Annotated in this window: 8 protein-coding genes and 1 rRNA gene; 4 read left to right on the plus strand and 5 right to left on the minus strand. The window is 74.5% G+C overall.

Going from position 1 to position 13,514, the window contains the following annotated elements; translation table 11 throughout:
• Positions 1-132 (minus strand): 16S ribosomal RNA (locus I003_RS0125570); the annotation flags it as partial.
• A 416-nt stretch (positions 133-548) separates the two neighbouring features.
• A complete protein-coding gene (locus I003_RS0125575; protein ID WP_027774116.1) occupies positions 549-1,127 on the minus strand; it encodes a MarR family transcriptional regulator in 579 nt (192 codons plus the stop codon).
• A 138-nt stretch (positions 1,128-1,265) separates the two neighbouring features.
• Here I003_RS0125575 and I003_RS0125580 point away from each other — a divergent pair, with 138 nt between their 5' ends.
• Positions 1,266-2,576, plus strand: a complete 1,311-nt coding sequence (locus I003_RS0125580) for an MFS transporter (RefSeq protein ID WP_027774117.1) — start codon at positions 1,266-1,268, stop codon at positions 2,574-2,576.
• Here the strand turns inward: I003_RS0125580 and I003_RS33195 are convergent.
• Both I003_RS33195 and I003_RS0125590 read right to left on the minus strand, forming a co-directional pair.
• Complete coding sequence (locus tag I003_RS33195; RefSeq protein ID WP_051368479.1) at positions 2,573-4,336, minus strand: SpoIIE family protein phosphatase; 1,764 nt, start codon at positions 4,334-4,336, stop codon at positions 2,573-2,575. The two genes, I003_RS0125580 and I003_RS33195, sit on opposite strands and share 4 nt — an antisense overlap.
• 82 nt (positions 4,337-4,418) lie before the next feature.
• Entirely contained in the window at positions 4,419-5,774 is a 1,356-nt protein-coding gene (locus tag I003_RS0125590) for an FAD-dependent oxidoreductase (protein WP_027774118.1), read from the minus strand.
• 350 nt (positions 5,775-6,124) lie between these two features.
• On the opposite strand from I003_RS0125590, the gene I003_RS0125595 reads away from it, so the two are divergent.
• Positions 6,125-6,835 carry a TetR/AcrR family transcriptional regulator gene (locus I003_RS0125595; RefSeq protein ID WP_027774119.1) on the plus strand — a complete coding sequence of 237 codons (711 nt, stop codon included), beginning with the start codon at positions 6,125-6,127 and terminating at the stop codon, positions 6,833-6,835.
• Between the two features lie 341 nt (positions 6,836-7,176).
• Positions 7,177-9,075, plus strand: coding sequence for a sigma-70 family RNA polymerase sigma factor (locus I003_RS0125600; protein ID WP_027774120.1), 1,899 nt, complete (start codon positions 7,177-7,179; stop codon positions 9,073-9,075).
• Between the two features lie 24 nt (positions 9,076-9,099).
• On the opposite strand, the gene I003_RS0125605 is transcribed toward I003_RS0125600, so the two are convergent.
• On the minus strand, positions 9,100-10,545 hold the full coding sequence (locus I003_RS0125605) for an NsdA family TPR-like regulatory protein (RefSeq protein ID WP_027774121.1): 1,446 nt from the start codon (positions 10,543-10,545) through the stop codon (positions 9,100-9,102).
• A 766-nt stretch (positions 10,546-11,311) separates the two neighbouring features.
• On the opposite strand from I003_RS0125605, the gene I003_RS0125610 reads away from it, so the two are divergent.
• Positions 11,312-13,414, plus strand: a complete 2,103-nt coding sequence (locus tag I003_RS0125610) for an asparagine synthase-related protein (RefSeq protein ID WP_027774122.1) — start codon at positions 11,312-11,314, stop codon at positions 13,412-13,414.
• The last annotated feature ends 100 nt before the right edge of the window (positions 13,415-13,514 follow it).

Here is a 13,514-nt window from a genome sequence, read left to right on the forward strand (position 1 = left end):
CAGGGCAGATTGCCCACGTGTTACTCACCCGTTCGCCACTAATCCCCGGCCGAAACCGGATCATCGTTCGACTTGCATGTGTTAAGCACGCCGCCAGCGTTCGTCCTGAGCCAGGATCAAACTCTCCGTAAATGCATACCTGAAGAGGCTCCGAAAAACCGAGCCCCCGTAGCAGCATCACAGAAACGAGTCTGCCTCGCTTACTGCTGTGTCACTACATCAAACACTTGGCATCGACTACTTGGCACACTGTTGAGTTCTCAAAGAACGGACACTTCCATCAAAACCCTCACCGGGCTTCTCCGGGCGTTTCCCTTCGGTGTTCCATAACCGTAGCGGATTGTCCCGCCGCCGCAAAATCCGGCACCCGGCGAAAAAACCCGGGCACGCCGAACCAACCCCGGCGAAAGGGAGTCGATCACACTGCGAGTAGATGGCACGAGCCGTCCCTCAGGGACGGCCACCGTCGCACTCCAGAACCAGACAGGCCCCGGGGCAACCCGATGAACATTACGGAGCCGACCGTCCTGTGTCAAGCGCGATCAGCACTAGTCCAAATCAGACAGTCGGCCGGTCGCGTCGGGCTGCGCGTCCTCCACCCGGCGGAGGAGGCGGGTCAGCAGCTCGCCGAGCAGGGTGCGTTCGGTCGGGGTGAGGTCCTGGAGGAGGTCCCCCTCCCACTCCGTGCCCATGCGCATGGCCGCGAACCACTTGTCCCGGCCCAGCTCGGTGATGCCGACGATGACGCGTACGCGGTTGGTCTCGTCGCGTTCGCGGGTGACCAGGCCCGCGGCGACCATGCGGTCGATGCGGTGGGTCATGGCGGCGGGGGTGAGGCCGAGGCGCTTGGCGAGTTCGCCGGGGCCGAGCTGGTAGGGAGCGCCGGCCAGGACGAGGGCCTTGAGCACCTCCCACTCGGCGCTGTTGATCCCGATGTCGGAGAGGTGGCGGCCGTAGGCGACGGTCATGCGGCGGTTGAGGCGGCTCAGGGCCGAGACGATCTGCTCGACCTGCGGGTCGAGGTCGTGGAACTCCCGCTGGTAGAGCGCGATCTGCTCGTCGAGCGAGCGCAGCTCCTGCGTGGGCGTCGGCTCCGCTTCGGTGGCCGGGGTGTCGCTGTCGGACATGGCGCGCAGTATTCCACCTCTCTCGTTCGCGTCGAAGTTCTCAGTCATGTAGTCTTTAGCTTTGAACTTTAGCATCGAAGTCTTCGACCCGGTAGCTCGCGGGCGCCGGGTTGCACGTGTGTATGGGTGGGGTGAGGAGTGACACGCGAGACCGGCACGACGGCTCTCCGCCGGATCCAGGTGGGCAATGCGCTGAGTGCCTTCGGCAGCGGCTTCACGGTGCCGTACACGTTCTTGTACGTATCGCGGGTACGGGACCTGGGTTCGACCACGGCGGGTGTCGCGCTCGCCGGGTTCGCCATGGCCGCGCTGTTCGTGCTGCCCTTCACGGGGCGGTTCATCGACCGGCGGGGGCCGTTGCCCGTGGCGCTCGTCGGCACGGTCGCGGCGGCGGCCGGGGCGTTGTCCCTGGGCCTGGCTTCGACGGCGTCGATGGTGCTCACGTCGACGCTGGTGATGGGCGCGGGGATGGCGGTCATCCAGCCGGCGCTGGCGACGATGATCGTCTGGTGCTCGACGACGGCGACGCGGTCGCGGGCGTTCGCGACGCAGTTCTTCCTGAACAACCTCGGGCTCGGCGTCGGCGGACTGCTCGGGGGGCTGCTCGTGGACGAGGAGCACGCGGGGTCGTTCGTGCGGCTCTTCGCCATCGAGTCGGCGATGTTCCTGGTGCTCGGCGCCGTGGTCGCCACGGTGCGGCTGCCGCGTGGGGCGCGGGCGGCGGAGGCCGTGCCGGCCGGCGGAGGTGCCCGGGGGCGGTGGCGGGTGCTGCTCGCGGACCGGGCCATGGTGTGGCTGTGTGTGCTGGGCTTCGTGATGTTCTTCGCCTGCTACGGGCAGTTCGAGTCGGGTCTGTCGGCGTTCGCGGTCGAGGTGTCGGGGATCTCCCCGTCGACGCTGGGGGTCGCGCTGGCGGCGAACACCGCGGTGATCGTCGTCGCGCAGTTCGCCGTTCTGCGGCTCGTGGAGCGGCGGCGGCGCAGCCGGGTCATCGCCGCGGTCGGGCTCATATGGACGTGCGCGTGGCTGGTGGCCGGGGCCTCGGGATGGGCCGCCGGCGGGCAGGCGGTGGCGACGGCGGCGATCATCTCGACGTACGCACTCTTCGGATTCGGCGAGGCGATGCTGTCGCCGACCGTGGCACCGCTGGTGGCCGATCTGGCGCCGAGTTCACACATCGGGCATTACAACTCGGTGTTCGCGCTGGTCAAGCAGTTGGCACTGGCGATCGGGCCCGCGGTCGGCGGGCTGCTCGCCGGGGCCGGCGCGTACGGGGCGTACCTCTCGATGCTCGTCGTGTGCTCGCTGGGCATCACGGTGATGGGGCTGCGGCTGGGCAAGCGGCTGACGCCGGTGCAGGACTGCCCGCGCCTCGCGGGCACCGTGCAGGTGGCCTCCCACAAGCCGGCGGCGGCCGGGGCGGAGCCGGCGCCCGTGCAGGCGGCCTAGCGGCCGGGCCCGCGCGGGCGCGGCCCGCCGCGTGTGCGCCCTGCGCGGCTGCGCTCGTCCGGCAGGGCGAACTCGCACCACACCGCCTTGCCGCCGCCCAGGGTGCGGCGTGATCCCCAGGTCGAGGCGATCGTGGCGACGATGGAGATGCCGCGGCCGGTCTCGTCGCCCGGCTCCGCCTGCCGGCGGCGGGGCAGGCGGTCGTCGCCGTCGGTGACCTCGACGATGAGCCTGCGGTCCGTACGCCGCAGGCGCAGCCGCATCGGCGGGGAGCCGTGCTGCAGGGAGTTGGCGACCAGTTCGCTGGCCGCCAGCACGCCCAGCTCGCGCAGCTCCGCCGGGAAGCGCCAGCTCGCCAGGACGCCGTCCGCGAAGGCGCGGGCGCGTGGTGCCGCCTCGACGCCGCCGAGGAGGTCCAGCGCCGCGCCCCGGAACAGCTCCGCCTCGCCGTTGTCGCGCAGGGGATGCTCCAGCACCAGCACGGCGACGTCGTCGTCGTGCTCCGCGGTGACGCCGAGGGAGCGGATGAGCCGGTCGCAGACGACTCCGGGGGCGCCGGCGGCACCGGCGAACGCGCTCACGAGCGCGTTCACGCCCTCCTCGATGTCCTGCCCCCGGCGTTCGATGAGGCCGTCGGTGTAGAGGACGGCCGTCGATCCCGGGGGGAAGGGCAGTTCGGCGGAGCTGTGCACCCAGCCGCCGGTGCCGAGCGGGGGCCCGGTGGGCTCGTCGACGCGGCGCACGGTGCCGTCCGCGTCGCGGACGAGGATCGGCAGGTGGCCGGCGGAGGCGTGCACCAGGCGGCCCTCGTGCGGGTCGTGGACGGCGTACGCGCACGTGGCGATCTGGTTCGGGTCGATCTCCGACGCCAGGCCGTCGAGGAGCTGCAGCACCTCGTGCGGGGGCAGGTCCAGGCGGGCGTACGCGCGTACCGCGGTGCGCAACTGCCCCATGACGGCGGCGGCGCGGACGCCGCGGCCCATGACGTCGCCGATGACCATCGCCGTGCGGCCGGCGCCGAGGGTGATGACGTCGTACCAGTCGCCGCCGACGGCGGCGTCGGTGCCGCCGGGCTGGTACTTGGCCGCGACCCGCAGGTCGTCCGGGTGCTCCAGCTTCTCCGGCAGCAGGCTGCGCTGCAGCGCCACCGCGGCCTCGCGCTGCATGCGCTCGCCGGCGCGCAGCCGCTCCGCGGCCTCCACCTGGTCGGTGACGTCGGCGGCGGAGACCAGGACGCCGCCGCTCTCGCCGACGTCGATGGGGCTGCAGGTGAACGTGTACGAGCGGGCGTCGGGGGCGCGGCGGGCCTTGACGGTGCGCGGGGTGCCGCTGCGCAGCACCTGGTCCATCAGCGGCAGCAGCCCCAGCTCGGCGAGTTCGGGCAGCGCGTCGCGGGCGGGCCGGCCCGGGGAGCGGGCGCCGAAGACGGCGGCGTAGGCGTCGTTGACGTACGCGATGCGGTGGTCGGGGCCGTGGACGACCGCGACGGGTGCCGGCAGCCGGCCGAGGGTGGCGCTGACGGGCAGCTCGATTCCGGGGTCGGCGTCGTGTTCCGTATCGGGTTCCGGGCCCGCGTCGCCGCTGCCGCTCGCCGGGCCGCCGCGGTCGGCACCCGGCTCGACTCCGGGAGGCGGTTCCGCCGTGGCGCGACGGCCCTGCCGCCCGGCGCGGGCGGAGGGGACGGCACCGCGGAACCCCCGCGCGGCGGCGGTGCGGCGCGGGGATCCGGGGAGCCGGGGGCTCCAGCGCGTGAAGTTCAAGCGAGCCAGTCCCAGGTCCACTCGTTGGTCGTTCGTTTCGCTCCGTGCCGCTTCGTGCCCGTCCATGGTCACATGCCTCGCCTCAGTCGCCGTCAGGGCCGCGACCCGACCGGGTGGCGAGTTCGAATTCCGCCCGGGGGTGTTCCAGCGAGCCGAGGGCGACGATCTCCCGTTTGAACAATCCGGCGAGCGTCCACTCGGCGAGCACGTGGGCCTTGCGGCCCACGGTGGGGAGCTTGCCTAGGTGGTACGCACGGTGCATGAGCCAGGCAGGGTAACCCTTCAGCCGGTGGCCGTATACATAGGCGATGCCTTTGTGGAGGCCGAGTGAGGCGACGGAGCCGGCGTAGCGGTGCCGGTAGTCGCGCGGGGGTGCGCCGCGCAGGGCGGCGGCCAGGTTGTCGGCGAGCACGCGGGCCTGGCGGACGGCGTGCTGGGCGTTGGGGGCGCAGACGGCGCCGGGCTCGCCGGCGGTGAGGTCCGGTACGGCTGCCGCGTCGCCGGCGGACCAGACGGCGCCCTCGCCCTCGACGCGGAGGCCGGCGGTGCACAGCAGGCGGCCGCGTGCGTTGCGGGGCAGGCCGGTGGCGGCGACGACGGGGTGGGGGCGGACGCCGGCCGTCCACACGAGGGTGCGGGTGGGGAAGCGGGCGCCGTCGTCGAGTTGGGCGACGCGGTCCGTACAGCTCGACAGGCGGGTTCCCAGGCGTACGTCGACGCCGCGTTCGCGCAGACGGCGTACGGCGTACTCGCCGAGCCGGTCGCCGACCTCCGGCAGTATGCGGCCGGTGGCCTCGACGAGGATCCAGCGCATGTCCCTGGGGCGTACGCCGGGGTGGTAGCGGGTGGCGTAACGCGCCATGTCTTCGAGCTCGGCGAGTGCCTCCACGCCGGCGTAGCCGCCCCCCACGAACACGAACGTCAGTGCGGCCTCGCGGACGGCCGCGTCACGGGTGGAGGAGGCGATGTCCAGTTGTTCGAGCACGTGGTTGCGCAGACCGATGGCCTCCTCGATCGAGGTGAAGCCGATGCCGTACTCGGCGAGCCCCGGCACCGGCGGCACCCGGGAGACGGACCCCGGCACCAGCACGAGGTGGTCGTAGGCAAGCTCCAGCGGCGGCTCGCCGGTCTCCTCGGTGGCGAGCGTGTCGACGCAGGCGGTGCGCTTGGTGTGGTCGACGGACGTCACGCGCCCGGCGAGCACGCGGCAGCGGGGCAGCACGCGGCGCAGCGGCACCACGACATGGCGCGGCTGGACGGAGCCGGCGGCGGCCTCGGCGAGGAACGGCTGGTAGGTCATGTACGGGTCGGGGGCGACCAGCGTGATCTGCGCCGCGCCTCTCCTGAGCTGCGCGCGGAGGCGCTTCTGCAGCCGCATCGCCACGGCCATCCCGACGTTGCCGCCACCGACGACGAGCACGCGCGTCGGATCCGTCATGGGCAACCTCCTGCCTGGGGTCCCACCCGGGGCCCGGCCTCGCCGCGCGCCGCAGCCGGTGCGGGCCCGGGTCGAGGACGCCGACGGCGACCTCGGAACACCCATGACGCACCGCGTTCGGACTTTTGTCCACAGTCGCGGGAAGGATTTCCGGCGCCCGAGGTGCCCGACCCGCGGCGGATCCTTATCCACAGCCCCTTCTCTCTTGACTTCTGCTGAACTATGTTCGTACGAGCCGGAGTGGCCGACCAGACGCACTCCGGTAAGCAGGGTGGGGAGTCTCCGGGGGGAGACTGTCATAACCGGGGGAAACAGAGATGCAGGCTCAGAGCAGTCGTCTGTCAGCAAATATGACCGGATCGGGCACTTCGGGCGAACTGCCGACGAATGGCCGATCGGCGCTGCGGGTCGACGCGCAGCGCAATCTGGAGCACGTTCTGCGTGCCGCGCGCGAGGTCTTCGGGGAGCTGGGTTACGGCGCCCCGATGGAGGACGTCGCCCGCCGCGCCAGGGTCGGCGTGGGCACGGTGTACCGCCGCTTCCCGAGCAAAGAGGTCCTGGTCAAGCGCATCGCCGAGGCGGAAACCGCGCGGCTGACCGAGCAGGCGCGCGCAGCGCTGCAGCAGGAGGACGAGCCGTGGGCCGCGCTGGCCCGCTTCCTCCGCGCCTCGGTCGACTCCGGCGCCGGGCGGCTGCTGCCGCCGCAGGTGCTGGGCGTGACGGCGAAGGCGCCGGAGGACGAGCCGCGGGTGCCGCAGCAGCGGCCCTCGCCGGACGGTGGAGCGCCGCAGGCCGGTGCGGTCGCCGGAGCGGGCGAGGGCGCCGCGGAGAGCGCGAGCGTCGGCGGTGCGGACGCGGCGGCCCTGCTCGACGTGGTCGGGCAGTTGGTCGCCCGCGCCCGGGACGCGGGGTCGCTGCGCGCGGACGTATCGGTGTCGGACGTCCTGCTGGTGATAGCCACCGCGGCGCCGTCCCTGCCGGACCCGGAGCAGCAGGCGGTCGCGTCCGCGCGGTTGCTGGACATCCTGCTGGACGGACTGCGGCCCCACGCGGAGGGCTGAGCGCGCCGGCTCGCCCCGCCGGGGCCGCGCCGGGCTGTGTCCCGGCGCGCCCTGACGGGCCCGGTGGCGATTCCCCTTGACGGGTGGCCCCGTCGGCGGTGGTCCGTATTGACGGGGTCGCTCGTCAGGGTGTCCACCACCGGAGGGGCGACGTCTTCGGGCGGCGTACCGGCCCTCCGTCAAGCGGGACGGGCGCTTACCCCGAAAGCCTGGCCGGAGTGCGTCGCGCCCCGGGAAAACCCCCCAACGGGTGGTTGGCCGTTCAACGCTGCGGCAGGCAGGGCCCGTTGTGACACGCTCACCGATGACCGGCGGGATGTGCGTCTACGGGGGCTTGTGGCATGGCAGTTGACGATCGGGACGATCGCGGGCATGCCAGGGACGGCGGGACCTCCGGCGGCTCGCCGCCGCCGGCGGGCGGCTCACCCGGCGATGACGCCGACGAGGCCGTGGGGGCCATCCCGAGGCAGCGTGAGCGGCGGGACGAGGGGGTCACCGGCCCCCTGCCCTCCGACACGAAGCTGGTCGCCCGGATGCGTACGGGCGACGACAGCGCGTACGAGGAGCTGTACCAGCGGCACGCCCCGGCGGTCCTCCGGTACGCGCGCACCTGCTGTCGTGACCCGCACACCGCCGATGACCTCACCGCCGAGGTGTTCGCCCGCACGCTGCAAGCCGTCCGCGGCGGCGCCGGGCCGGAGACCGCGGTACGGGCCTACCTGCTGACCACGGTGCGGCGCGTCGCCGCCGCCTGGGCGAGGACCGCCAAGCGCGAGCAACTCGTCGACGACTTCGCCGCCTTCGCCACCCGGGCCGCGCGGCCGGTCTCCGACGACAGCGGCCTCGGCGCCGACGTACACGCCATGCACGAGGCCGAGCAGTCGATGGCGGTGCAGGCGTTCCGCAGCCTGCCCGAGCGCTGGCAGACCGTGCTGTGGCACACGACGGTGGAGGAGGAGTCGCCCAGCCAGGTCGCGCCGCTGCTCGGCCTCACCGCCAACGCCACGGCCGTGCTCGCGCACCGCGCCCGCGAAGGACTCAAGCAGGCGTACCTCCAGGCGCACGTCTCGACCGCGCTCACCGCCGGCGGCGACTGCGCCCGCTACGCGGACCGGCTCGGCGCGTACGCCCGCGGCGGGCTGCGGATGCGCGCCGAACGGGGGCTGCGCAAGCACCTGGACGGCTGCGCGCGGTGCCGGACGGCGGCGCTGGAGGTCGCGGACGTCAACTCCCGGCTCAGCGCCCTGCTTCCGGTCGCGGTGGTCGGCTGGTTCGCGTCGGCCGCGGCGGCGAAGTCCGCCGGGTTCGCGGCTGTCGGCACGGGTGCGGGGGCGGCGGGGGGCGCTGGTGCAGGGGGCGCCGGTGCGGCGAGCGGCGCCGGGACCGGGGCGGGCTCGGGCGCGGCCGGCGGTGCCGGGGCGGCGGGCGAGGGGATCGGTGCGCCGGTCAAGGCCGCGGCGGCGGCGGGCATCATCGTGGCGGCGACGGCAGCGGCGCTGGCGCTCGTGCTCTCCGACGGCGGCGGGAAGGAGCCGGCCGCCGGCCCGCCCGCCCCCTCGGCCCCGGCACCGCCGCCGGCGCCCGGGAAGAGTCCGGAGCCCACTCCCCCGCCCCCCGCCCCGTACCCGGACCCGGACCCGGCGGAGCTCACCCCGACGCCGACCCCGACCCCCACTCCGAGCCCGGCCCCGGAGCAGTCCTCCCCCGGTCCCGGCCCCACCCCGGCACCCGCGCCGCCCCCGGTACCCACGCCGGCCCCACCGCCGGGCACACAGCCCTCGCCGCCACCGCCCCCACCGCCCGCCGAGCCGTACCGGCTGGCCGCCCTGGCCACCGACCTCTTCGGCGACGGCACGGAGCCGGAGATCGTGGTGGGCCGCAGCGGCTGGTGGTGGCAGCGCGAGGAGGTGGACGCCGGCGGCCGGACGTACGACCACGGCGTGACGGTGCAGGCGAAATCGTCGCTGACGATCGAGCTGAACCGCGCCTGCACCCGCTACCGGTCGGCGGCCGGCATCGACGACGCGATGTACCGCCGGGGCGCGGCCAGGTTCAGCGTCTACGGCGACGACGCCCGGCTGTGGCACTCGGACTGGGTCGGGGCGGGCGAAGAGGCCGCCGTGGTCGACGTGGGCCTGCCGTCGGGCACAGAAACCCTGCGCCTGGAGTCGGATCCGCGGCACCCCGTCCACACCCCGCTGCTGGTGGACTGGGCCGACTCGGTCATCGACTGCCGGTAGCCGCGCACTCCGGGACGCGTACCTCTACGCCGGAGCGACCAGCAGGGGGCGGGCGCGCTCGCGCAGTTCCGCAACCATCGGCTCGTCGCCGTACGGCTCCAGCCGTGCCAGCAGGTCCTTCACGTACTCCGTCGTCCGCGCCGAGGAGATCCTGCCCGCGACCTCCACCGCCCGCGTGCCCTGCGCGCACGCCGCGTCCAGGTTGCCCGACTCCAGTTCCGCGACCGCCGCCACGATCAGCCGCAGCCCGTGGGAGCGTACGAACGCCTCCGTCGGCCGTGCCAGCGCCTGTTCCGTGAAGCGCCGCACCTGCACCGGCACCCGCAGGTCGCGGTAGCACTCGGCGGCGTCGGCGGCCAGCCGGTCGTAGGCGTAGAAGTCGAGCCAGGCGGGGTCCGGATCGCCCTCGCGGGCCCGCTCCAGCCAGCTCTCCGCAGCCGCCAGGGCCGTGCTGCAGGACGGCTCGTCCTGTGCGCGGGCGTGCGCCCGCGCCTCGACGAGGTGGAAGAAGCTCATCGCACGCGCCGTCGCCAACCCCCTGTTGCGCTCGATCGCGGCCTGGGCGAGATCCACGCCCTCGTCGGCGAAGCCGCGGTAGGTCGCCTGCAGCGACATCGACGCCAGGACGTACCCCCCGAGCGGCACGTCCGCCGCCGCCCGCGCCAGCCGCAGCGCCTGGATGTAGTACCGCTGCGCCGCCTCCTGCTGGCCCGTGTCGAAGGCCATCCAGCCGGCGAGCCGCGTCAGTTCCGCCGTCGCACCGAAGAGCGAGCGCCCGACCTCGTCGGTGTACGCGCCGAGCAGCAGCGGCGTCGCGTCGACGCGCAGGCACTCGGGCACCATCGACGCCCGCCAGTCGCCGCCCCCGTACTTGGAGTCCCAGCGACGCGCCTCCTCCGCCGCGTCGCGCAGCTTGGCGACGTCGCTGTGCCCCACGCGCCGCGGCCCGGAACCGTCGGCGGCGGGCGCCTGGAGAGGGTCGAGGCCGTCGAGGCCGCGGGCGACCGAGCCGTCGGCCGGCGTGATCAGCCAGCGGGAGGCGGGGGTCGCGTAGGCGCTGACGGCGAAGGATCCTGCGAGGCTCTGCCATATGCCGCCGCTGCCGGCGCGCCGCCCGGCGAGGTCGAGCCGGTACAGCTCCGTGGCGGAGCGCACCGCCTCGCCGACGTCGCGCGGGAAGGCGAGGCCGACTTCGGGCGCCGGGTCGGTGTCGGCCAGCCCTATTTCGTGCAGGGGCACGGGGCGGCCGAGCTTGCCGGCGATGGCGGTGGCGATCAGGTGGGGTGCGGCGCCCTGCGGGACCATCCCCTTCGTCACCCAGCGGGCGACCGATGTCTTGTCGTACCGAAGCGTCATGCCGCGCTGCGCGCCGAGGTCATTGACCCGGCGGGCGAGTCCGGCGTTGCTGATCCCGGCGAGCGCGAGCATGTGGCCCAGCTTCTCGTTCGGCCCGCGTGGCGTCCTGGACATGCACACCCCTCGACCACCGACGGCTCCCGTCCGGCAGGTGGGGATCCGGCCGGGTCGCATATGCACCCAGCGTAGTTCGCCGGATCCCGACCGTTAAGAGGAATGTTTCCGGATGGCGGGATTGCAGCGCGCGTGCTCCGGGGCCGTGTGGCGGTGCGCCGTACGTGCGCTCTGCCCGCACAGGGCCGCGCACGCTTGGCTGGTTGTCCGTGGGTCGGCTCGCCGTGCCTGGGAAAGCGGCGGGCCTGGGGAACTCCGCCGTCATTCATCCCCGCGGGCGGCGGCTCACGGTCCGGGGAGCGCGGGACGCTTCCCGGACCACACGAGCCCGCGCGGCGGGCTTGGTTGACCATGATTGCGCCGCGCGGAGAATGGCCGAATGACGCCCCTCGCGGCGGGTGTAGATCCGGGCGTACGGGGCGCTCGCACCGGAGTCCGGGCACCGCCCGGCCACGCGCACCGGGTTCCGGACGGAGCGGGGGCGGATCTCGTACAGCCTTCTGATCCTCTTTCTCCGCCGGCTCGTCCGCCCGCTCCTCCGCCCGGGCCGCGGGCTGCCGGCGGCGCGCCGCGGGGGCGCTTCCGGCCGTGACGGGCAGACTCCCGCACGACGGCATCCACTCACATGCGCCCCTCTCGTGGCAGCATTGGTCCTGACGAAGCGGCAGTACGCCCTGAGCGCGGCGGAGTTGATGCCGATCGCCCGGCTCGCCGTGCTCGCTTGGCATATGCCGGTACGTCCCCAGTTGCCCAAGAGGAGGCGCGGATGCGGTGGTTGGTGGGGTGGAGCAGTTCCGCCGCCGCGCCCTCGTTTCTCGACGGTGCCCAGTCCCCCGACGACTACGACCTCCATCCCGTCGGCGCCCAGCTCGTCTGGGGCGGCGCCGATCCGCTGTGGGCGGTCGGCGACTGGCGGCCGGACGAGATCCGCGTCGTCGATGTCGCGCCGCTGATCCGGCTGGCGGTCTTCGGCATCTGCGGCGCGAGCGAGGACCAGTTGCGCGCGGGCCTTCTGTCCGCACGCGGCGGCGCCGTCCGGCACCTGACCGCCTGGTCCGGCGGATACACCGCCGTGGCACAGGTCGGCCGCCGCACCACCGTCCTCGGCGACCTCGCCGGCGCGCGCCCCGTCTTCCACTCCGCCTGGGACGGCGGCACGGCGTACGCGACCGCCGCGCTGCCACTCGCCGACCTGATCGAAGCCGAGCTGGACGTCTCCCACCTCGCCGCCCAACTCGCCTGCCCCGACGTGCCCGAAGCCCTCGGCGACGGCACCCCCTACGCCGGCGTGCACCGCGTGCCGCCCGGCCACGCGCTGATCCTCCGCGAGGGCGCGAAGGAGATCGCCGGCTACGAGCCGCGCGCGTCCCTCGCCGTCGCGGCGCCGTCGCTGGAGACGGAACCGGCGGTGGAAGGCGTACGCGACGCGCTCGTGGAGTCCGTACGCGCCCGGCTGTCCGCCCCGCGCCACGCGCCGGAACCCGGCTACGGCGGCCTCGACCCCGGCCCCGTCCCCGGCATGGGCCCGGCCGACCGGCGCGCCGCGCGCGGCCCCGCGCCCGGCATCGGCGCCGACCTCTCCGGAGGCATCGCCTCCGGCACCCTCGCGCTGCTGGCCGCCGGCTTGCCGGGGGCACCCGGCACGCCGCCGGGGCTGGGCCCCGGACAGGGCGAACGGCTGGTGGCCGTGACGTTCAACGACCTGACGGCGCGGGCCGACGAAGCCGAGCTGGAGCGGGCCCGCAGCATCGCCGCCAACCCGCGGCTGCACCACGTGGTGGTCGCCGGGGGCGAGACGGCGCTGCCGTACGCCGATCTGGAGAGCATGCCGCTGACGGACGAGCCGGGGCCCTCGCTGGTCGCCGCCGCCCGGCACCGGCGCCGGCTGACCGCGGGCAGCGCCGACCACCTCGTGGGCGTCGGCGCCCGCGAGGTCCTCGACGCGCACCCGGCCCGGCTCGCGGACCTGCTGCTGGACCGCCGGCGGCGCTCCCTGTTCCGGCCCGTCACGGCGCTGGCGCGCGCCGAGGGGTCCGTGCTGGCGCCGCTGACCGTCTACCGCGCCGCCCGCCGGCTCGCCCGTACGACGTACTGGGAAGGCATCACCGAAGGCGCCGAGGCGCTCCTCGACGACCCCGCGGGGGCGCTGGGCGCGGCGCCCGGGCGCAGTCGCGGCGCGCTCGACGCGTCCCTCGCCGCGCTGAGCTGGTGCCGGCCGGGAGCTGCGGCGCGGTGGCTGACCGGCGAGGCACTGGCCGAGGTGTCGGTGCGGCTCCGCGGCTCCTCCGGCACGGCGAACGGCGACGGCACCGGCCGCCCCGGCGAGCGCCGCGCCGCCGCCGCGCTCGCGGAACTGGGCGCGGACTACCGCGTCTTCGAGCAGGCCGCGGAGGTCCGGTTCCAGCGGCTGCACGCCCCCTTCCTCGACAACCAGGTCGTACGGGCCTGCCGCGCCCTGCCCGAGGCGCTGCGCGTCCAGCCGGGCGCGCGGGCGGCGATCCTCGGCGCCGTGCTCGACGGCGCGGGCATCCGCGGACTGCCGCCGGGCTGGGGCGCGACCACCGGCCCCGCGGCGGCAGCGGCGTCGGCGGAGCGCATCGGCCTGCGCCGCGCCTCGACGGAGCTGGCCGACCTCTTCCACCGGCCGCTGCTGGCGGACGCCGGGCTGGTGGAGGGCCGGGTCGTACGCAAGGCCCTGCGGGCGGCGGCGGACGGCGAGCCGCTGCCGCTGGGCGGGCTGGCGGAACTGGTCTCGACGGAACTGTGGCTGCAGCGGCTGCTGATGCGGCGCGGGTCGTGCTGGACGGGCGACGCGGCGCCGCGGCAGCGCGCGGTGGCGGGCGGGGTGCCGCCGCGGCTGACGCTGTAAGGAGCTGCGGGGGCGAGCCGGGCGTCCGGGGTCGGGTGTCCCGGGTCCGGGACCGGGTGCCGGGTCCGGCGGGAGACGGGAGCGGTGTCAAGGGCCTCTG

The organism is Streptomyces sp. CNQ329, from assembly GCF_000482585.1.

Excerpts from the sequence above, each read along its gene's own strand:
- I003_RS0125575 (WP_027774116.1), bottom strand. The coding sequence starts at position 1,127 with ATGTCCGACAGCGACACCCCGGCCACCGAAGCGGAGCCGACGCCCACG.
- I003_RS0125590 (WP_027774118.1), bottom strand. The coding sequence starts at position 5,774 with ATGACGGATCCGACGCGCGTGCTCGTCGTCGGTGGCGGCAACGTCGGG.
- I003_RS0125595 (WP_027774119.1), top strand. The coding sequence starts at position 6,125 with ATGACCGGATCGGGCACTTCGGGCGAACTGCCGACGAATGGCCGATCG.
- I003_RS0125600 (WP_027774120.1), top strand. The coding sequence starts at position 7,177 with ATGGCAGTTGACGATCGGGACGATCGCGGGCATGCCAGGGACGGCGGG.
- I003_RS0125605 (WP_027774121.1), bottom strand. The coding sequence starts at position 10,545 with ATGTCCAGGACGCCACGCGGGCCGAACGAGAAGCTGGGCCACATGCTC.
- I003_RS0125610 (WP_027774122.1), top strand. The coding sequence starts at position 11,312 with ATGCGGTGGTTGGTGGGGTGGAGCAGTTCCGCCGCCGCGCCCTCGTTT.